A 21,020-nucleotide genomic window follows, 5' to 3' on the forward strand; every position below is an offset into this window, starting at 1 on the left:
TTGGTTTAATTGAACAAAGAGCTATTACTAAAGAATTTGATTAAAACAAGGATGCCTAATTACCATAAAGACTTCCCAATTATTCTTTATTGGAGTCAGAAAAGTGGCTGTACGACTTTGTTAAAATGGTTTTTTGAACAGTTAGGAATACTGGAAGAAGCAATGAAATATAGCCCATGGATACATTACTATGAATCACAGGTTTATAAAAATGGTACTTATCCTGAAGAGCTTATAGAACATATTCTTTCAGGTCAAAAGGATTCCTATAAACTGGTTCGTAATCCTTATAAAAGGGCTGTTAGTCAATTTCTAATCTTTCCGACAACAAGAGGCTTACCTGAATGGGAAAGAGAATGGGAGCAAATACGTGAGTTTTTCTATGGTGATAAAGCCAGTAAGCGAGGAATTACATTTAAACAATTTTTGATTTATGTCAGAGACTACCCAGGAGTAATTGATGATCACCTCAAGCCTCAATATCTGGATGGTGAAGAGAATTTTGTTCAGGACTATATTTATCTAGAACGCTTCTCAACTCAAATTAAGCAAATAGAAAAAAAATATGGCTTGAAAACATTGGATATCTCTCAACTATCCAAATCTCCCCACCACTATTCTGAAAATATGAAACTACAAGGTAACTTTGCAAACTTTGAGGTCGTCATCGATACATTCGAGAAATATAAACAGTTTCCAACTTATGAGAGCTTCTATAATGAGGAAACCCTATCTTTAGTTAATAGTATCTATCAAAAGGACTTTGAGGTTTATGGATATAAGATGAATAGTCTATGAAAGGAGTTTTGGAATTGGTAAATAACATTCCTCTAGTTACAATCATCATCCCCTTTTATAATTGCAACTTTATTAGCCACGCAATAAATAGTGTATTACGGCAAACTTATAAGCAGATAGAAATTATTCTAGTAAATGATGGGTCTTCAGAAGAATATAAAAATCAATTAAATCCTTATCTTTCAAAAATAACTTATATAGAACAAACAAACCAAGGGGTTGCAGCAGCTTTAAATCAAGGCTTAAAACATGCAAATGGAGATTATGTTGCCTGGCTTAGTTCAGATGATCTTTTTGATAATAAAAAGATTGAAGTACAACTCGAGTACATGCTTGAGGATCAACTTGATATTAGTTTTACCAATTTTAATCACATTAACGAAAATGGACTAATTACCAACCATAATGTAGGAAAAGTATTTGCTAATCCATTAGATGTGGTGGAAACAATGAAAAGTTTTTGTCCAATCAACGGATGTACCGTGATGATGTCCAGAAAAGTTTGGGAAACTGTAGGAGATTTTGATGTGAAACTCAAGTATGTCCAGGATTATGATTATTGGATTAGGACATCATTCCAATTTCCCATTCATTACCTCCATTCGACATTGACCAATTATAGAGTTCATAGGAATATGGGAACTAAAAAACATTATAAAGATCAGATGAAAGAATTCTATCATATAAGAGAAAAATATAGAGTAGAACTAGATTTATTACTATCCAGATTGAGGGGAGAGTCTGATGTTTAATCATCCTTTTGTATTTAAAGGGGATGAGTATATATCATATTCCCAAATTGACAAAGAATGTAAGAACAGTTTTACCTATCAAGTTTGCATTTTACCTGACCCTGCAATCGTAACAGAGAATTTCTCCTTTCTGATTGCACCTGATTTTGTTGAGACGGGCTCCTCAGTAGTTGGGATAGGGATGAATGGCCATGAAATTAGGATTATCGAATACGACGGAATAGATTATCACACCATATTAGTAGTCCATGTAGATGTCTCAGATTGGAATGATTTAGTCCTCGTGTACAAAAATAAAAAACCTTTATTATATATCAATGGCAGGCTTATTGCAGAGGGGAATCCAAGTCCATTTCACGATGTGTATCCTTCTAGTAGAATAGGAGGAAATGAAAAAGGAGAATGCTTTCGCGGAAAAATACAATCTATTAAACTGTGGAACGAAAGTCTAACTCATCAAACTATTCTTCATCTAGAAGAGAGTAATCAAATTGATGATGGAAGAATTATATGGGGAAAGAACTTTTTAAATGGACGAACATACCAAAATGGTGAATTTTTTTCTCCTAAAGCCACCGTTATAATGCCAACTTTTAATAAAAGTGAGGAAATACTATTGACGCTTTATTCCCTAGAATGTCAGAGCTTCAACAAAAGCGAGTTTGAGGTTATTATTTGTGATGATGGTTCAGGGGATAATACATTAAATATGATTAGAGATCATACTTTTTCGTTTTCAATAACCTATATACGTTCAAATGAAAACATTGGCAGGCCAAATATGAGGAATTTGGGACTTAAATTAGCTACTGGGGATGTAATTATATTTTTGGATGCTGAAATCCTAGTTAAACCAGACTTTATTGCTCGGCATTATCATGCTCATCTGCAGAACAATCGATTAGTTGTTAGTGGCAGTTTAGTGTTACATGGAGTCTATACCAAGTTTCATCCTGAATTTAATCAGGATCAAATTAAACAACTCGAACAGATACTCCAAAATAATCAACATAAACATTATAATCTTCAAGAGATTATAAAAGATAACAAAGTGTTTACGTTTTTAACGAAAGAAAATGTGTTAGAACAATCCTATACTCATTACTCATTTGAAAAGTCATTTGCCCAAATCTACCGAGATAATTTATTTAAATACTATGGGAATGATTTAAAAGGCTTTCACTTTCCATGGATTCTCTTCTGTACTGGAAATGTTTCAGTCAGAGCTAGAGGGTTTCAGGAAGTTGGATTATTTGAAGAGTTCCCGGGGTATGGTTGGGATGATAATGAAATGGGGTACCGATTCTATAAGAAAGGGTATTCGTTTCTCAATCATACGAATTTGATAAGTTTTCACCAAGAGCATCCTGTGGCATCCTCGAACTCCAACGATGCGGTAAGAAACTTTGTTAGAATGTTTAATAAGTATCAAGAAATTGAAATGAGAATTTTTGCTTTGAATTTTGTAGGAATTGAATTATATCCATTAAACAATCTACTAATTGCCTTTCTAACATTAGAAAACAAATACCCGACTCGGTTTCTAAACTTTAAAGAGCTTTATTACTATTTGCTGGAGTCTATAGCTCAAAAACTTTGGGTGGGTGAAGAGATGACTAAACTTGCTAAAGGTTGTCCAACTATTCGAGCCCTTGCAGAAAAGGAATGCGAAGAGCTTTTGCAATTAGAAGAATTTAGACCATTAGCTAATAATTTTAAATATCTAATGGATTTATAATAATAGTCCAATTGGTTAGTAATACACGGTTGATAGAAACTGTCGATAACCCCTGTCAAATAATGAGTGTAGTATTAATATACCGCTCCGGCAGAATACTCCGCTTTTACTGTCAGCACAGGGGCGACATCTGCTCGAAAAGACCGTCGCAGTGTCTACCTTGCCGCGGGCCCGGCCTCAGCCTCCTCGAGGGAAGTTCGCCTCTGCGGGGTCTTCGGACACGTGCTTTTCCCGCAGGAGTCTCCGTATTCTGCCTGCGCTAGTTTAGCTTACTGGTTTTTGTTTGTTATTGAATCATGTTATTGGTTTAAGAGATTCTAAAAGCTTTTTAATTGTTACTAGCGAAGGAAATACACGGAGACTCCTGCGGGAGGATAGGCATCGGTGAGACCCCTAAAGAAGTAAGCGCGAGGAGGCTCACCAGCCGCCCGCGGCAAGGTAGACACTGTGAGGTACTCTCGAACAGATGTCGCCCCTGTGCTGACAGTAAAAGCGGAGTGTATTTCCGTAGCGGGTATGATGCTCCCCAAAAAGAATACTAGCCGCACAGTTTCTAATAAATTATGTATTTAAAGAAGCATATGTATTAAAAACAGCTAAATGATCAAAAGCAGCGTGATTGAAGATTAGAAATCTACGCTGCTTTTAACTGTTTTTCATGCTTGTGATCGTTAAGTTAGATTGCTAATCATTTTCCTGAATTCTGAACTATACGTATCCATACTAAATTCCCTCTTTACATGATGGACTGCTTCTGTACGGATGTGATCTCGTAAAACTTGATTGGACATTAAATCCTTTGCTTCTATAAATGCCTCTGAAATATTTCCAAGATTATAGTATTTGCCGGTTTGGTTATGAATGATGGAATTACTAACACCATCTGATCTGGTTGACAAAACCGGGCATTTGCAGCTCATAGCTTCAACAATGGCGTAGCCAAATCCCTCGGTAATGGATGTGGAACATAATAAACCACCTGAGTCTCCAATAAAGGAAAAATATTTGGGCATTTCTTCATGGGGGATGTTGGAAAGAAGTTTGATATTGTTTTCTAGGTTTAGTTCTGCTAAAACCCGATAGAATTTTTCTCTTTCTATAGGTGAAGACAACGTTGGGTCTTCGAAAATATATAATTGAATAGTAGGGTTGTATTCATGAATTAGCTTATGTCCAATTTGCAAAAATTCATGCCAATTCTTGTTTTCTTCAATTCTACCAATCCAAGCTATTTTAGGATTTTTACCAGGAGCCATATATCGATAACCAAAATGTTCTGTATCTATACAATTATTCATGACGAATGTTGGAGGTAAGTCCGAAATGGTCTCGAGAATGGATAGGATATGTGGTGTTTTCGATACTAATATGGCGTCGGCGTTTTTTGAAATGAATGGTGATATTCTTGGGAGTTCGATTTTGGCTGTTTCCTCTTTCCCTAGGCCCTGTATTTCATAAATTAATAGACCTTTGTATCCTAAATTTTTGAATCTAGATAGTCCATGAAAGTCAGAAGTGATGACAATCGCTGTATAATCTCCATCTTGAATTATACGTCTAATTTCATGGTCACTATTTGTTATAAAGATGCGTCCTTCATGGTGATTGACTAAATCTCGCTTTTTCTCATAATACAAAAAATCGCAATTAATTCCTCTTTTTTTTAGAGCAATTGCTCTTTGACGGTTTAACGTTTCTACTCCACCGCTTGGGAGATAATAAACAAATAGGATATTCATGCCTTTTCCTCCTGAATCCTGAGCTTATTTCATGAAAAATGAGTATTAAAAATTAATCCCAAATCTTTGGAAGTACCAGTCATCTGATTTTTTTCGCCTCTGGAAATAATCTCTTCTCTGTTCTAAAGCACCATCTTCAAGCACAAGTCCTTCTATTTCCCTAACCCTAGAATGAATAATTAATTTTCTGCACTGTTGAATTCGTTCCAAATTAAAATGCGAATAGGCTAATTTAAGAATATTGTAGTAGAAGTCACTGTATTGTACCTTGTAGGGGTGTTGATTTCTGAATAAATGAAGGATCTTTACAGTCGGCACAACGTGACATTGATAACCAAATAACCATAATTTAATAGAGAATTCTACATCTTCATGCCCCCATGTTTTAAACCCCTTTTCAAAACCACCAACGTTTTTGAAAACGTTCATGCTAATTGCCAAACAGGCTCCAGGTAAGATAGCAACTTCACTGATTTCATCCTTTATAGTATTCCATTTAATAGTAAAATTTGGGTTAAGGCTTTGCCCATAACCAAAGAATTGATCATTATCAAATGCTCCGATAGCAGGAGAAACAGCATCACTTAAACCAGATAATAGAGGTTCCAAAAGATGATCAATCCACCAGTCTTGAAATTTCAGATGGGCATCGCAAAACACTAGGTAATCCCCAGAAGCATGAGCGGCACCTAAATTCCTAGCATTAGCTGCCCCGATTCCTTCTGTTTGAATGAGGGTTACTTCATCATTCTTATTATAATTAGCTAAAAAGTCACAGCAATGATCTTCTGAGGCATCATTGATAACAATTACTTCAAGCGTATAGTTTGTTTTTTGGGCAAATAGGGAGTCCAACGTATTTTTAAGGTTTTCCCCCTCATTTTTAACGGGGAAAATGATGGAAACCTTCACGGGTAAAATTACCTCCTTAGTTTTTTAAATGGATCAACTGCTGTACCACCGGAATGAAGGGGATTTAGGTTAGAGAAATCGCCTGGATTTGATTGATAGTGAGATTTTGACAAAGAGGGAGAGCTGTTTTCATGACCTTGTTTTAAAGTGGTTGGTGCAGTATTGGAAGATAATTTTTGCCAGTTATGATTTGGATTTTGATGTTGTGGATTTAAACGATGGTTCTGTCTATTTTCTTGAACCTCTATTTTATTTTGTTTTTGTTTAATTAAATCATAAGGAAACTGAAATTTTGGTGCTTCATTAGCTGTTTTTTGAGGTAGCTTGATTTTCTGCTTCGAATCATTAAGAGATGCTTCTAATTGTTTATGCATGTTTTCTTGTTCTTTTAGCTTTACTTTCAGTTGTTCAATCTCATCAGATAACTTCACTTTTTCCTGTTTATACATTTCCAGCTGTTGTTTCGTATCCTTTATTACATCCTTAAATTCATCTACCTGTTTCCTAAATGATTTTTCCTTTTCAATCCCTTCTAGGTTTAATTGTTGCACTTCATTTCTTAATATCTCTTTTTCATTTAGTAAATTTTCAACCTTTTGAGCAAACTGGAGTTCCTTTTCTTTGCTACTGTCCATTAACTCCTTCGTACGTTGTTGGTAAGATTGCTCCTTTTCCTTAAAGTCCTTAACCTTATCTCGTAATAATTGGAGCTCCTTTTCGTTGGATTTCTCTTTCTCGATTGGGATTGTCTGAAGGCGGGAAATTTCTTGATTGAGCTGCTGCTCTTTTTCTTTATATTGGCCAATAGTTTCCTGTAGTTGTTGTATTTCTTGATTCTGAAGCTTCTCTTTTTCTTGTAACTGCTCCAGTTCTTGCTGGAAGGATTCCTCTTTTTCTTTTAAGAGGGATTTTAGACTTTCTATTTCCCGGTAAGATTTTCCTGACCTTTCACTACGACGATTATTGGGTTTGCTTTCTAACCTTTCATATAGTTCTTGGAATCTTGACTGCTTTTTTTCAATGCTCTTCAATCTTTTTCTTTGCAACTCATTTTCCAATACTAGATTTGCATTGGATTCTTCCAGTTTGGAAATGATATGTGATTTATTCCTGAGTTTTTTCTCGATTTTAGTATTCTTATCAGCGATTTCATTTATTTTTTCATATTCTCTCTTATATCTTTCCGTTTCTCTTCTAAATTTATCTACCTCAGCTTTTAAATGGCTAATCATTTCCTCCATTTCGACTGCAGTCGGATAATCCTTATCATATTTCATAGATTCAGCCCCATTACTTTTATATTTCCTAACATTTAAAACACATCCTTCAATATTAATAATATGATAATTATATAACTATGCCATGCAGTTAGAACTAGCGCTCCAAGCTATTAAGAATGTAGTATCCTTCTTAAAATATGCTTATATATACTAAACAGTGAGGGCCCTTTATCTAGAAAAGCCCCTTGAATTGTTAACATTTGGCGATATATTTTCATAGAATAATTATGTATAAGATAAGGTATTTATCATATACATTGGAGGTGTAAGAATGGACCTTTATCTAGGTGACAGCAGAGTTTGTACCATACCGGATGAGTCATTTCCTGCTATCTATTACTGTTTTCTTGAGTTAGGCTTTCAGATAGAAATGAATAGGACGGATAGAAGAGTTACCGTACTTCCGGGTTTAAATAATAAAATCATTCAATTAAAAAAGGATCAATTATTAAAGACTACGTTACGAAGAGAAAAATTTGAGGATCAACTGCTTCAATATATTGAAAAAAGCTTATCGAGTTGCGGTGTTCAATTAGCAGATTCAGAATCTGAACAGGCAGAGCTCACTTTTTCCATAACCGCCAGTCAAATACAATATATAAATCAGCCTATTTTAGAAATCTACTATGATAAGGGCGATGTTGAGGAAGAATGGATTAAATATATAAAGGTAGAATGCCAGAAGTTGAATATAAAGTTTTCCATGTACAAGTTAGCAAATAATAAAGACTATCAAACTGTGAAGGTGCATGTTATGTATCCAGAAGTGATAGAGGATACCTTTTGGGAAAGTATAGGCGAAAATATAGCATGTATGCTTTCAATTGGCTTAATTAGTAAACTTCGAAAGAGTTATCATTTATCTCTATTATCGATTTTCCCATTAGAAGTATTTTTAAAAGATTTCATACAATCAGGGAATTATCAGCTAGTAGAGTCAAATAAACAAACAAATCTAGTAGAAGACGGAATAGAAACCATAGATGATCAAATAGATAGCGTAGAAAAAGAAAAGAATCAATTAAATTATGGGATAGATACTCTAGCTGATGAATCACCATCTCAACTTGAAGAATCTATTAAACAAGATAATCGCTCAGATGCTGAAGCATTCTTTGACTATCATTTATTAATAGATGATACCAATAAGAAAAGTCCGAAAATATTTGGTAGTTTAACTATAAAAAATACTGGACTAGAATCTTTAAAAAACCCAATAATTTGTTTTCGAATGACCCCCGCCGGTAGCGTTGGCATTATAGGTCAAATTCTGCAACCTAATACGATCCAAACACAAGGAGTTCAAACTGCAGAAGGACCAAAAGGTTGGCGATATATGAACGAAGATTGGCAGAATGAAGCAGATGAAAAGGGGGAAGTATGGGTCTGCCCCGTTCATGAAATAAATACCGATCCAGGAGAGTATATTCAATTGCCAAATATTCAAATGACTGTAAAAAGTCTGGAGGAAGTCAAAAATATTAAAGTTGAAGCCTTTATTTTTTTTGTTGAGCATGGCCTGGAAATCGCAGCAAATAATAAGATATCGTTATTATTAAATAGAGGTTAGGTCAATCAATTGATATTACTAAACCCGGGGTATGGATAATCCCATACCTCGGGAAAGAATGTTATTACTTTTTCAATTTGATAACTAAAGAGTTTACTTGATTTTGTTCCATTTTATATGCTTTTATATCCGGAACTTGGTTTTGTAAGGAAACAATTACATGGCTTAATTCGGGGTAATTGTTGTAGTGTATATCTCCTCTGGAAGGAATAGCAGGTGCAGTGGGATGAGAATGATATATTGCCAAGACATTTTCATTCTTCATCGAAATTAAATGGAATACCTTCTTTATTTCGCTCAATGACATGGAAAAGGAGACCGTGCTCTGATCTATATTTTTCATTGGCCATATGGTGCAGATTATTCCGTCCTTTCCAGACAATAGACCACAAGCTTCTAAAGGAGATTCCTTCTTACAATGGTAGATTAACTGATTATAAACATGATTTGTGAAAAAAATAGTATGATGTCTTTTAGCGTTTTTAGCTACCTTTTCCACAACAGCTTTTTTTAATGGGAGTTTGGACTTTTATTTTAGCAGGATTAACCCTTTGACTCTTATTCGTTTTAAGGTTAGACATTCCTAATTTTTTTCTTACCTTTTTGGTTAACTTTCTATTATTCATATATAACCATCTCCTTGGCATTATCCATTTCGCCTTGATGTTTCTTGGATTAGATGACTTTCAAGTAAACCAGGAAGAAGAAAGTTCTTTTCCTGGTATGACACTAAATTAATGATGGAGAAGATACTTTCTTCTATATTAAAAGTTGTTACAAGGTTCAACTTCTACCTCAAGATCTAAATACGTAGCCTCATTTAGAGCAATTGTAACGATAGCAGTTGGACTTGTTATTGTTAAGGTTACACTGTCACCATTCGGATCAGAATCTGTCATTCTTAGAGTAAATGTTGCGTTTTCCGTTGTTCCTCTTGAAGGTGAGAATGTTCCGTTTCCTGTTATGCTTAATCCGTTAGTTCCTACAGGTGTCGGTTGATTAAAATCGGTAGCTCTAAATCTGAAGCTTTGATCTCGCTCATCGTCAATTGTACCGGTTGGAGTTGGGCCTGGTGTATCAAGGAATTCAACAAGGATACTGCTTTCAGATAGTCTACATTCATCCCCAATTAATGCGGTGAAATTAAGCTCTCCAGTTGGAGTAGTTGTAAACACCTGTCTTGCGGCTACACCGCCAACTGCTTCAGCACCTTCGATATAACTAATTGTAGCTGTTCCTGTATATTCCGCAGCCCCTTGAACGGTAGTTGTTGGTGCAGGGAAGAATGTTGGACATTGCGGTGGGTATGTTGGATACGGACAATCAGCTTCTTGGCTTTCGATAGGAATAATTTCACGAGGACCACAAAATCTTGCTTGAACTTCTAATGCAACATCAGCTTCTACACGAACTGACGGACAAAGAACAACATCAAGTACTACAATATTACCTAGCATTTGGTTTAATAACACATTACATTGTACTTGATAGATTTGACAGTTGATTTCTGTGCCTTCAGGGAAGCAGAGGATTACGTCCTCTACATAGTTGACAGAACTTACAAAGTTACATCCTGGTAACGGTACCCCATTACATAAGAATTCTACCCTAACTTGAACTTGAAATGCTAAAGTCACAATCTGTGCTCCAGGTACACCAATATCAGTAGGGACTGCTCCTACTAAATCACAACTCCTGCTATCTAAAACTTCTGAGCAAGTAGCGGTAATTACATTACCCTCTGCACGGCAGGCTTCAATTTGTTCTAGACATTCTGGTGGAATTGTAACATTTGTTCTTTCACGATTGGTAAGTGTAACCCAGTCATAAATTTTGGTTACGCTTATACATTCAGGACCAACCGGATTAGGGTCAACTTGTTGACCTCTGATTGTTTTAATGTTTCTTGACATAAAACACCTTTCCTTTCTTTAAGTTCTAGTATTTAAATTCCATAACATCATATGAGGTAGTCATATTAAAGGCTACAAATATACTAATAAATAGGCTTAATACAGGCTACTACCATAAGGTGAATAAAAGAGTTACTAGTAAACACCTAGAATTAGAATAGTACTAAAAAATAGTCAAAAAACATCATCTCAATGACGCGGGAACTCGATTGGGCTTATGAAAAAATAGGTTGATTTATACCTAAAAACCCATTGTGGCTTAGTGTGATACTGGCAGAAAAAGGGCGATTCTTTTTGGAATAAAAGAACCGACCCCCTAAACTTCCTACTAATCCACTTATCTTTAAATAGGCTCTTAGTCCTATTAACTGCAACCCTATCTTGAGTGAACATTAAAATAATTGAAAATGACTATCAAATTGTTTGTCAGTTGATAGTCATTTTTAGAATAGTATCGTATCGAAAAGACTATAGAAATCAAATCCTAAAGACCAAGAATTTATCGTCACCTTGGGGGCTGGGATTATACCTCAGCATTTTTTGTGTTAAAAATGGAAGAAATAATACCATGATAGTGCTATAATAAAAAATAAGTTGTTTTGAATTTTCAAACATTAGGTGGTCGTTAAGATGTCTAAATCTCAGCTAACAGAAATAAAACCAAAACGTATGGGGTCTAAAATAATTCTAGGAGTGACACTATTACTAATATTTTTTATTGGTGGGTATGTGCTTAACATATACAATGGCGTGAAGGAAACGATTAATGCGCAAATGTATCAACCAGTACCATCGATTGATCAAATCCAATCAGAGAAGAAAATTGCTAATAAAGAGCCAATCAATTTTTTACTATTAGGTATAAACAAGCAATATGGGGGTAAAGGGACTGCAGAAACGCTCCTCGTTTTATCCTTGGATCCTAAGACAGAATCTCTGAATCTAATCACTATTCCTAGAGATACACGAGCAGAAATAGTTGGAAAAGGAACAGAGGACCGAATCAATAAAGCCTATTCTCACGGTGAAGCTGATATGGCCATTGCATCCGTTGAAAATCTACTGGGTATGGAACTGGATTATTATATTCAACTCAATCTTGCTGGAGTAAGCGACCTAATCGATGGACTTGGTGGAATTACGATTAACAATGAACTAGACATTGATATAGAAGAACTAGACATCAAACTAACACCTGGAGAACTACACTTAAGTGGTACACAAGCATACCGCTATGTCGAGATGCTCGCAAATTACGAAGGTGATGAAATAGACTTTACGGCAATACAGGATGAGATTTTTGGAGCCATCATCCAAAAAAGTACTACCTCCATTACGATTAATAAACTAGAAACCTTCGCAGATTTTCTCGGAGACAATCTAACAACTAATCTTGATTTTCAAAATATAGAATATCTACTACAAAATTACACCGCAGTACAGAATAATGTCACTCAGTATGTGCTAGATGGTCGTAAAGAGATAATCGATGATATGAACTACTTCATTGTTCCAGAAGAGGAAATTAAGAAGGTACAACAGATGATAGAGGAAGAAGATTTAGAGATTTAAATTAAAATGAGATTTATATTAAAATGTATGAAGTTTAAATAGGATGCATTGTTGAAAATAAAAGGTACCAGTCCAGGGGATTGGTACCTTTTGTTATGGAGTTGGGCCTTATACGTCATGCTGAACTAGGTTTCTTTGTGAAATGACGAATGGGCAGTCCCTAAACATTATTTCGGACTTGGATTCTTTGTGAAATGACAAATGAGAAGCCCATGTACATCATTTTGAACTCAGTTTCGTTTAATAAAGATAAATGAGCCTGTTTTATACTTTGTTTTGAGCTTAGGTTATTCTTGAAATGATTAATTACAAGACTCTATAAATCATTCTATCCTTATCACCCTAACAAAATGATGTTCAACATACAAAGGCCACTCAAATACTACTGGTTATACTCTTTTTCTGTTCCATCGGTAAATTTTATCTCAAGTTCTAGTTTTGTAAAGTCGTTATTTAAGTCAAATGCAGTCAACACTTCGGATATTACGGCTTCATTTTCCGTATTTTGATCAAATGTTAACTCTTCAAATATTGGTCTAAGCTTTTCAAATGCCTCATCACCGCTTAAACGCTCGTCGTTGACTGTATCCTTATACTCGGCCTCCATACCATCATTTTCATTCTCATAATCCACATCAATCTCTTTGTTATCCTGATAATCAATATCTAAATCGAAACTAGTGAAATTAAACAATGGATCATCTTGACCGCTTTGATCGTCTTGAACATCTTGATTCTGATTATCATCGCTTGTATCATCACTTGCATTATTATTGTTATTATTATTTTCATTTTCATTCTCTACCGGTGCGTTGTTAGGAGGATCTGTTACATTATCCTCATCATTATTGCACCCTTGTAGCACTAGTAGGATTGCCATTGAATAGAATAAAACCTTAAATATTTTCATCATTTTCCTCCTTTTATAGAATAGCTTCTCCAGAAAACAACAAAATCATAAATAAAAATTAATAGAAATAAGCAATCGCTAGTAGTCGGTTAAGCATAGATTATCAATTTTATAAAAGCAAATTGACGTTAATAGTAAATACTTTGCTATAATGTAAAATACCAAGAAAAAGATGAATTCTGTATACTCTGACGTATTTTGGGGGATGTTGGTTGAAGAATTTCTAGGACGGGATGGAATATTATGCGTAATATGATAGGGAAGATGAAAAAGAAGGTAAAAACTTCTAGAAGTTTTCTTTTAGGTTCTGGTTTTTTATTTGTTGGTTCACTGGTGAAAGCTTATATTGATACGAACATTTTCAAAGTTAATTACGTTCCATTTCAAACAAGAAAAATCCCCAAGGGCACTAGTTTTTCTATTTTACAAGTAACCGATGTTCATAATAAATTTTTTGGTCATCGCAATAAAAAATTGATTGCAACAATTGAGAATTTAAATGCTGATTTTATTGTAATAACCGGGGATCTAATCAATAGAGGTACAAATGATTTTACCAACATCTTTTCTTTCGTTACAGAAATCGTAAAGGTAAACCAAAATGTATTTTATGTAACGGGAAACCATGAACTGGGAAATGAAAATGTAGAGGTGTTTTTGAGGGGACTTAGTGAGTGCGGTGTTAAACTCCTTAGAAATCAAAACATGCCAATTTCAATAGGCGAATCAGTTATTAATCTTGTAGGAATTGATAATGAATCCACTAATGATGAGGATCTTGATCTAGCATTTAGAGATATAAATAATGAAAGATATACAGTATTGCTTTCACATTCGCCCAGTGTGGTAGAAAATTATGCTGCTATTCCAGCTGACTTGATATTGAGTGGACATACGCATGGGGGACAGGTAAGATTTCCATTCATTGGGGCTATTGTTGGACCAGACAATAGTTATTTTCCTGAATTAGATAAAGGAATATTTGAATTTGGTGATGAGCAGTATTTGTATATTGATAGTGGGCTTGGAACAACAGGGTATCCAGTTAGATTTATGAATCAAAGTCAGGTTAGTTTCATTGAGGTAAGAGGGGAAGGATAATAGTCTTCATGGATAAGAATACAAATGGTACACAATGGAATATACAGGAAGTTAAACGTTTAAAAAAGAAGCAACTAGTTCAAAACAATATAGTAATGCTGCTATTATTCGTGCTGTTTAGTTATCTTGCAATAATCGGAAATCCTTCTGCCCTATTTGGAGTATTTTGTTTACTTTTATGGATAATTTCTGCTATTACGTTTTATAGCCTAAAGACTAGAAAACCTATTGGTACAAAGACAAGTAGATATATACAAGTATTTGATAGAAATCGTTTGGGTGATAAACGTTGGAAACGAAGAAAGATAATTGAATTTATAATCATCATTATTATTAGTATTCTGATAACAATTTTAATAATTGTTATGGATATTAGCGCAGTAAGTTTTGATTTTCCTATGAATGCAATCCCATTTATTGGGGCTTGGGTAGGCTATAATATAGGAGAGGTTTTCGGAATGAAAAGTTTGTAAGGCAAACCGAAAACTCTTAACAAGGCGGTGGAATCTTGGAAAATACTTTAATAATGAAGACAGATACATCCGTTTCTTTGAACTTTTTAATTTACATACAAAATATTTACCTAAATCAACATGAATCTGAAGTAGGAAAAAGATTTCCTTATTTGCCAATTAGAATAACATTCATGGAAGAATTTGAATCGAATTTTAAAGAGCTGTGGAATGAGATTTCACAACGGATAGCAGATGATCATATAGTAGACGGAAGAATATTTTATGAAAACCATGATATGTTTTGTCAGAAATTATTCATTAAGGACAATAATAGTTTAAAGGATTTTAATGAGGTTTATCATACATTCAAAGTATGGTGGAATAGTTTTGCAGGTCATTTTACCATGGGACGGTCTATAGATGAGGTAGGGCAGAGTTTATATTCAGAGTTGGGAGCTTTATTAGTACAAAAAGGAATAAAACCACAAAAGGAATTAACGATTAATCTAATTTATGATGAATGTTTAGTAGCCAACACAGAAGCCACTCCATATTTTGCTATTTTACCGATTAGAGATTTCTTTGTTAAATACAAAGAATTAGTACCGAGATTAGAGGCTTGTATTGACTAAACTAATTGGTGTAATTGTGTTATAAGGTGATTCATTTGGGTCACCTTGTTTTTTATTGTTAGATTGTTAGTGTAATCATTGATTAGAAAATGTGTGGTAACTACTCCTAAAATATATGAGTATAGTGGTATGCCACCGCTCCGGCAGAATACTCCGCTTTTACTGTCAGCACAGGGGCGACATCTGCTCGAAAAGACCGTCGCAGTGTCTACCTTGCCGCGGGCACGGCCTCAGCCTCCTCGAGGAAAGTACACCTCTCTAGGGGTCTTCGGACACGTGCTATTCCCGTAGGATAAGGAATGCTTCGTCAGCGAAATCATCGCACGAAGAAAATTGTTCTTTATTTTCGAGGAGTCTCCGTATTCTGCCTGCGCTAGTTTGGGTCTTCTAACTTTAAGTTAGAAAGTAATTATTTTGTTGATTTTAATTGCCTATATTTTTTTCACTCAATACTAGCGGAGTGTATTTCCGAAGCGGGGAAGTTGCGCTATCCATAATACTTACTTACCGCGCAGTTACTTCATACGGTGAATAAATGCAACTAACATTTTGTAACTATACTATCCGATAAAATCAACTCTGTAAGGCTATTTAAACTTGATCACTAACTACAACACTATCCTCAGATTGAGCTTCTTCCCATCCTTTACAAACATCCACCCAATTTTTTGCATAAGAAAACTTAAATAATTCATCACAGGTCAACTCGATTGCTGAGTTAGTGCTCCCACATGCTGGAAAGACTTTTTCAAAACGTTTCATTGATACGTCCAGATAAACATCCAATTCATTGGCCAAACCGAATGGACAAACTCCACCAATAGGATGTCCTGTCTGTTCCAACACTTCATCAGGTGAAAGCATTCTAGCTTTGAAGTTGAATGTTTGGCGGAATTTCTTATTATCAATTTTTGCATCACCAGCAGCAACAACTAGAATAGCGCTATCTCCTTCCCCTCTGAACGAAAGGGTCTTCGCAATTTGGGCTGGCTTTACCCCAATCGTATTTGCAGCCTCTTGAACCGTGGCACTTGAGGTATCAAACTCCATAATATCGTGCTCACGATTCCACTGTTTAAAATGGGCTTTAACACTCTCTAATGACAATTTAACTCATCCTTTCCAAGTATATTAAGAGGAATCATAGCATGGTTTTAGTGGGGAAAACAATTATTAAGTTTAAAATAATTAAAAATTTGGTAATTTCTATAATTTGTTGTTATGAATAGTCGAGTAGGTATGCCAAGGGACCTGTCCCCATGGCAACCTGAGCAACCTGCCCAAACATAGCCCAAGCTAGACGAATATCCTATTGGTGAAGAGAGAGGAGAGGGTTCTAATGAATCAACATAATCAATTGAATCAGGCATTGGAGCGCGATATAAAAGGACAATGCCAGCAGTATATGAACTATCATGTTGTTGCACAAATGAATGATGGGACACAGTTTGATGGTATTATTGAGGGAATGGATGATCATGGTGTAACCATGTTAATTCCGGAAGATGTGGATCCACAACAAATGGGGGAAATTAGAGATAATAGACAATTTGGCTATGGTTATGGCTACGATGATTATGATGGTTATGGTCAGCCACGTAGAAGAAGATTTCGCAGGTACCGTAGACAACAATTCCCATTCGGTCTATTAACTAGACTCTTCCTTTATCCATACTACTCACCACTTCCTTACTACCCATTCTATCCTGGATATTAATTCAATAATAATAGAATAGAAATAGAAAATAAGAAGTCGACACCTTTTAGTGGTTTCGACTTTTTGTTATTCAAGGTATAGGCTTTTTCCTAGTATTTTAGTAAAATAGAACTTTGTCATTTTGTTTTATAGGAGAGATTATATTGACTAGGAAAACCTATTTTTATAAATTCTTAGAACCTTTATCAAAAGAATTAGCAACAATTGCACGCGAATTGGAGAATAGTATTTTTACAAGTCCACGTACCATGCTTACCCATGCTAGAACATTTATGGAGGCAATAGTGGATAAAGTGTTAGTTACGGAACATATGTCATTCGAAACATATACTTCGTTACTAGACAAGCTGGATATTCTGGATGAACAAGGAATTATCACAAGAGAGGTAAGAGATGCTCTCCATCTAATTCGTAAAAATGGAAATCTAGCTGCACATGATGTGCGACCATTCCGATATTCGGAAGCATTATTATCTTGGGAATCTCTACATACTATTGTTTCTTGGTATGTAGAGGTCTATGGACCACTTGAGATGAAGACTCCGGACTATCGTGATCCGGAGCCCAGTGTACAAGAAGCATATGATATGACGGAGTTACAAATTCGCTTTGAAAATATGGAAAAGTTATTTAAAAATTCCTTCCAGAAATTTTTAATGCAAACTCCTGAAGACACGGAAGTTGCAGCCACGGTCCAGGAGGCAGTAGGTTCACAAGAAGAGGAAAGTATCATTCCTGGTATGACTACTATTAGAACCATACATTACGGGACAGAGTCGATACAAGTACCACATTTTTTAAGAGATGCTTTTTTATTACCGCAACGGTTTGAAAAGTCTGAGCTGTTCTTGATTCGTCTCGGTGGGGAACAACAGGCCCGTATCATGAGCGAATTGCCGGAAAACCTAGAAGGTCTTCATACGTATGTAAAGCGATATAACGATACAAATGATAGAAATTTGTTTGAAGAGTTAAAGACGTTTATTGAAGAAGAGAAAAAGCGTCGAGAAATAAAACTAAAAAGACCTGGAGAACTATTTTTATTTTACAAAGCAGACTATATGATTATTACCGAGAAATTATCGCAAGTTCCACTGGATAAAAATGAGTTTGAAGGTATACCAAGTCTATTAAGGCAATTGAATGAATTTGGAATTGAGTATGTAGGGCAGTTGCCACAAGAACTAGTTACCTTAGCAAAATATCGTAATGTAGGAATTGGTACCGTGGAGAAGTTGTTTGAACAGTTAAAACGCAGGGTGAGGCATTAGGATATGTTCTTTCGTAATTGAAAGAAATATATTAATCGTGTATGATTAAATCGTACACGATTAATATGAGGAGGAATCATAATGACTACTGTTTATGACTTTACCGTTAAGAAGGCAAATGGATCTGAACAATCATTAAAAGACTTTGAAGGAAAACCGCTTATTATTGTGAACACTGCTAGTAAATGTGGATTAGTGGATCAGTTTAAAGAACTACAAGAATTATATGATAAGTACCGAGATCAAGGGTTAATGATTTTAGGGTTCCCTTGTAGTCAATTTAACAATCAGGAATTTGATAATATCGAGCAAACTACTGAATTTTGTCAATTAAATTATGGGGTAACATTTCCTATGTATGGGAAAATTGATGTAAATGGAGAACATGAGGAACCTTTATTCGGTTATTTGAAATCTGCAAAAGGTGGTTTCCTCTCCAAAGATATCAAATGGAATTTCACAAAATTCTTAGTTGACCGTAATGGACAGATAGTGGAACGCTATGCACCAACTACAAAACCAGAGAAAATGGAAAAAGATATTCAAAAGTTATTGTAATGTAATCGGGGGATGAGTTCATTGGAAGACTTTTTAACATTAGACAATCAACTTTGTTTTGCCATTTATGAAACGAACAGTCAATTTACCAAACTATATTCAAACGTACTTCATCCCTTTGGTATCACCTATCCACAATACTTAGTCTTATTAGCCTTATGGGAAAAAGACGGGCTTACCGTCAAAGAATTAGGCGACAGATTGAATTTAGGTACCGGTACGTTAACACCAATGCTAAAACGAATGGAAGCAAATGGTTGGGTGAAAAAAGAGCGAGCCTCTCATGACGAGCGAAAGGTTTGTGTTTTTACTCAACCAAAAGCAAAGAAAGAAAAAAAATCAATTAATGAAGCCATTACAAAAGAAGTGTTATCTTGCAACATTGAATTAGCGGAATATGAACAACTGTTACAGCAACTGAGAGTCTTGCAAGGAAAGTTAATGAATAGATAACAATTTATAGTACGGGCTATTATATGTGTTACTGCTTCTTTTTTACAGGCTCCTTTAAAATAAAAATGTCCATTCCTTTACTTAACGAGGAATGGACATTTCTTAGTTGTTCAGTATTATTCTTGATAACTGTTAATCATATTGGACATATGTGCGTACGAACCACCAGCACGCAATGCCGATGACACCATAATAGCTTCTGCTAATTCTTCACTAGTTACCCCATGACGGCTGGCATTCTTCGTATGGACGTCAATACAATAAGGGCATTGTGTAGCAGTTGCAACTGCGACTGCAATGATTTCTTTAAACTTAGTACTTAGCTTACCAGGTTTAGTTGCAGCAGCACTGAATGCTTGGTATCCTTTGAATCCAGCACTAGCAAAATTCCCTAATTGCCCTAAACTCTTTAAGTTGGACCGGTTATATAATGAATCCGATGCTTCCTTTTCATTTGCGTTATGAACATGAGTACTGTGTGTGACTGCTCCACCAGCTTCGACTGCTGCAGTTACAAATACAGCCTCCGCTAATTCCTCTAATGTTGCACCTGCTTTTTTCGCTTTTTTTGTATGTGAATCAATACAGTACGGACACTGTGTAACATGTGTGATTGCAACTGCAATGATTTCTTTCTCTTTTTGGTTCAGTGCTCCATCTTGAAAGACGGCTGCGTTAAATTCATTAAAAGCCTGTAATTGTTCTGGAGCTAGATCCTTAAGTTGGGCTAAATGTTTGGTGTGTTCTTTGGAATACAAGTTCAAATCTCCCTTCAAGTATTGGAAATATCCTGCATGATACAAGCTTGTACAGCTTAATGGTAACACGTAAAATTAACTATTATAAACTTAGTGCTTATAAAACATGTTCCCCATAAAAGAGAGTATTAAACGAAATCTATTATAAAAAACTACTTCTCTCCAACATACTTTACCGCTGCCATATGAGTACGTGATAACTTAATGACCTCTTCGATAAATTCTTCCTGAGATGCTGTGAAACCTGTACTAATCCAATGCAACAAAAGCCCATAAAAACCATAAGCGGTGTAACGTGTAAAGAAATCCATGTCCACTGGCATATTGTTGATCGTTTTAAACCGGAACTTCTCTTGATAGATTTTCAAGATTGTTTGCGGAAATTTCGTATGCAATTCCGGAAGGGTATCTTGATAGGTAATCAACTCAAAAAAGTTCCGATTCTCATAGATATAGGAAATAATTTCAAATGACCTGGCGTTTAACTTTAGTGTATTGACCTTTTTAATTCTTTCATATGGTTTTGCAACGGCTTCTTCTAAACCATTAAGCATGGAATCTAGTAAATCCTCTGCTAAATAGAATTTATCATGATAATGGATATAAAAGGTACTTCGATTATATTTGGAATGGTTCACAATATCTTTGACGGTAACAGCTTGGAAACCTTTTTCTTTAATTAAGTCAATGAGAGCTAGTTGTAAGTGTTCTTTTGTTCGATTCTTTCGTGGCGTAATAGTTTTTTCCACCATCCTAGATCCCTCCAGATGTATACATTTTGTGAATTAAAAGTGTAAGTAATAGACAGACATAATCATAGTGTCTATTAAGTAGACAGTACCCACTTTTTTAATGATTGGATTCTCCTTGAACCGGTAATACAATAAGAAT

General features: G+C 35.3%; 22 protein-coding genes. 12 read left to right on the forward strand and 10 right to left on the reverse strand.

Translation table 11 applies throughout. The features are described from left to right. Window positions 1–51: 51 nt before the first annotated feature. From BN999_RS09405 to BN999_RS09415, 3 genes are read left to right on the forward strand one after another with little or no spacing between them, the layout of a single operon-like run. Window positions 52–798 carry a sulfotransferase family 2 domain-containing protein gene (locus BN999_RS09405; protein ID WP_176481947.1) on the forward strand — a complete coding sequence of 249 codons (747 nt, stop codon included), beginning with the start codon at window positions 52–54 and terminating at the stop codon, window positions 796–798. A gap of 14 nt (window positions 799–812) precedes the next feature. Further along, window positions 813–1,550: a glycosyltransferase gene (locus BN999_RS09410; RefSeq protein WP_096271330.1), complete on the forward strand. Its 738-nt coding sequence runs from the start codon at window positions 813–815 to the stop codon at window positions 1,548–1,550. Then, complete coding sequence (locus tag BN999_RS09415) at window positions 1,543–3,288, forward strand: glycosyltransferase (protein WP_096271135.1); 1,746 nt, start codon at window positions 1,543–1,545, stop codon at window positions 3,286–3,288. The genes BN999_RS09410 and BN999_RS09415 overlap by 8 nt, the downstream gene beginning before the upstream one ends. Before the next feature lie 671 nt (window positions 3,289–3,959). Here BN999_RS09415 and BN999_RS09420 read toward each other — a convergent pair. From BN999_RS09420 to BN999_RS09430, 3 genes are read right to left on the reverse strand one after another with little or no spacing between them, the layout of a single operon-like run. Continuing rightward, window positions 3,960–5,027 carry a glycosyltransferase family 4 protein gene (locus BN999_RS09420; RefSeq protein ID WP_096271136.1) on the reverse strand — a complete coding sequence of 356 codons (1,068 nt, stop codon included), beginning with the start codon at window positions 5,025–5,027 and terminating at the stop codon, window positions 3,960–3,962. Between the two features lie 45 nt (window positions 5,028–5,072). Then, window positions 5,073–5,939: a glycosyltransferase family 2 protein gene (locus BN999_RS09425; protein ID WP_096271137.1), complete on the reverse strand. Its 867-nt coding sequence runs from the start codon at window positions 5,937–5,939 to the stop codon at window positions 5,073–5,075. An 8-nt stretch (window positions 5,940–5,947) separates the two neighbouring features. Continuing rightward, window positions 5,948–7,216, reverse strand: coding sequence for a hypothetical protein (locus tag BN999_RS09430; RefSeq protein WP_096271138.1), 1,269 nt, complete (start codon window positions 7,214–7,216; stop codon window positions 5,948–5,950). Window positions 7,217–7,490: 274 nt separating this feature from the next. Here BN999_RS09430 and BN999_RS09435 point away from each other — a divergent pair, with 274 nt between their 5' ends. Further along, window positions 7,491–8,789, forward strand: a complete 1,299-nt coding sequence (locus BN999_RS09435) for a hypothetical protein (RefSeq protein ID WP_096271139.1) — start codon at window positions 7,491–7,493, stop codon at window positions 8,787–8,789. Window positions 8,790–8,853: 64 nt separating this feature from the next. Here BN999_RS09435 and BN999_RS09440 read toward each other — a convergent pair whose 3' ends face one another. The 3 genes from BN999_RS09440 to BN999_RS09445 all read right to left on the reverse strand — a co-directional run bounded on the left by BN999_RS09440 (window position 8,854) and on the right by BN999_RS09445 (window position 10,702). Next, window positions 8,854–9,288, reverse strand: coding sequence for a Mov34/MPN/PAD-1 family protein (locus BN999_RS09440; RefSeq protein WP_096271140.1), 435 nt, complete (start codon window positions 9,286–9,288; stop codon window positions 8,854–8,856). After that, entirely contained in the window at window positions 9,272–9,415 is a 144-nt protein-coding gene (locus tag BN999_RS20595; RefSeq protein ID WP_176481933.1) for a hypothetical protein, read from the reverse strand. The genes BN999_RS09440 and BN999_RS20595 overlap by 17 nt, the downstream gene beginning before the upstream one ends. A 138-nt stretch (window positions 9,416–9,553) precedes the next feature. Continuing rightward, entirely contained in the window at window positions 9,554–10,702 is a 1,149-nt protein-coding gene (locus BN999_RS09445; RefSeq protein WP_096271141.1) for a hypothetical protein, read from the reverse strand. Window positions 10,703–11,332: 630 nt separating this feature from the next. On the opposite strand from BN999_RS09445, the gene BN999_RS09450 reads away from it, so the two are divergent. Beyond that, window positions 11,333–12,274: an LCP family glycopolymer transferase gene (locus tag BN999_RS09450; RefSeq protein WP_096271142.1), complete on the forward strand. Its 942-nt coding sequence runs from the start codon at window positions 11,333–11,335 to the stop codon at window positions 12,272–12,274. Between the two features lie 382 nt (window positions 12,275–12,656). On the opposite strand, the gene BN999_RS09455 is transcribed toward BN999_RS09450, so the two are convergent. Then, window positions 12,657–13,184: a YusW family protein gene (locus BN999_RS09455; protein WP_176481934.1), complete on the reverse strand. Its 528-nt coding sequence runs from the start codon at window positions 13,182–13,184 to the stop codon at window positions 12,657–12,659. A gap of 264 nt (window positions 13,185–13,448) precedes the next feature. On the opposite strand from BN999_RS09455, the gene BN999_RS09460 reads away from it, so the two are divergent. From BN999_RS09460 to BN999_RS09470, 3 genes are read left to right on the forward strand one after another with little or no spacing between them, the layout of a single operon-like run. Further along, a complete protein-coding gene (locus BN999_RS09460) occupies window positions 13,449–14,285 on the forward strand; it encodes a metallophosphoesterase (RefSeq protein ID WP_096271331.1) in 837 nt (278 codons plus the stop codon). Window positions 14,286–14,293: 8 nt separating this feature from the next. Then, on the forward strand, window positions 14,294–14,758 hold the full coding sequence (locus BN999_RS09465) for a hypothetical protein (protein ID WP_096271144.1): 465 nt from the start codon (window positions 14,294–14,296) through the stop codon (window positions 14,756–14,758). Window positions 14,759–14,811: 53 nt separating this feature from the next. Beyond that, window positions 14,812–15,372 carry a hypothetical protein gene (locus tag BN999_RS09470; RefSeq protein ID WP_255247431.1) on the forward strand — a complete coding sequence of 187 codons (561 nt, stop codon included), beginning with the start codon at window positions 14,812–14,814 and terminating at the stop codon, window positions 15,370–15,372. A 591-nt stretch (window positions 15,373–15,963) separates the two neighbouring features. Here the strand turns inward: BN999_RS09470 and BN999_RS09475 are convergent. After that, window positions 15,964–16,479, reverse strand: coding sequence for a YbaK/EbsC family protein (locus BN999_RS09475; protein ID WP_096271146.1), 516 nt, complete (start codon window positions 16,477–16,479; stop codon window positions 15,964–15,966). A 232-nt stretch (window positions 16,480–16,711) separates the two neighbouring features. Between BN999_RS09475 and BN999_RS09480 the strand changes: the two genes are divergently transcribed. The 4 genes from BN999_RS09480 to BN999_RS09495 all read left to right on the forward strand — a co-directional run bounded on the left by BN999_RS09480 (window position 16,712) and on the right by BN999_RS09495 (window position 19,371). Further along, on the forward strand, window positions 16,712–17,089 hold the full coding sequence (locus BN999_RS09480; RefSeq protein WP_096271147.1) for a hypothetical protein: 378 nt from the start codon (window positions 16,712–16,714) through the stop codon (window positions 17,087–17,089). A gap of 143 nt (window positions 17,090–17,232) precedes the next feature. Continuing rightward, complete coding sequence (locus BN999_RS09485; protein ID WP_096271148.1) at window positions 17,233–18,360, forward strand: DUF4145 domain-containing protein; 1,128 nt, start codon at window positions 17,233–17,235, stop codon at window positions 18,358–18,360. An 81-nt stretch (window positions 18,361–18,441) separates the two neighbouring features. Beyond that, window positions 18,442–18,918: a glutathione peroxidase gene (locus BN999_RS09490; protein ID WP_096271149.1), complete on the forward strand. Its 477-nt coding sequence runs from the start codon at window positions 18,442–18,444 to the stop codon at window positions 18,916–18,918. Between the two features lie 12 nt (window positions 18,919–18,930). Next, the gene (locus BN999_RS09495; RefSeq protein ID WP_176481935.1) at window positions 18,931–19,371 is read left to right on the forward strand and encodes a MarR family winged helix-turn-helix transcriptional regulator; all 441 of its coding nucleotides are present in this window, start codon (window positions 18,931–18,933) and stop codon (window positions 19,369–19,371) included. A 116-nt stretch (window positions 19,372–19,487) separates the two neighbouring features. Here the strand turns inward: BN999_RS09495 and BN999_RS09500 are convergent, their stop codons facing one another. Together BN999_RS09500 and BN999_RS09505 are read right to left on the reverse strand one after the other, a co-directional pair. Next, the gene (locus BN999_RS09500) at window positions 19,488–20,129 is read right to left on the reverse strand and encodes a carboxymuconolactone decarboxylase family protein (RefSeq protein ID WP_255247432.1); all 642 of its coding nucleotides are present in this window, start codon (window positions 20,127–20,129) and stop codon (window positions 19,488–19,490) included. A 152-nt stretch (window positions 20,130–20,281) separates the two neighbouring features. After that, a complete protein-coding gene (locus tag BN999_RS09505; RefSeq protein WP_096271151.1) occupies window positions 20,282–20,881 on the reverse strand; it encodes a TetR/AcrR family transcriptional regulator in 600 nt (199 codons plus the stop codon). Window positions 20,882–21,020: the final 139 nt, after the last annotated feature.

Source organism: Paucisalibacillus globulus, assembly GCF_900184735.1.
GTDB lineage: Bacteria > Bacillota > Bacilli > Bacillales > Amphibacillaceae > Ornithinibacillus > Ornithinibacillus globulus_B.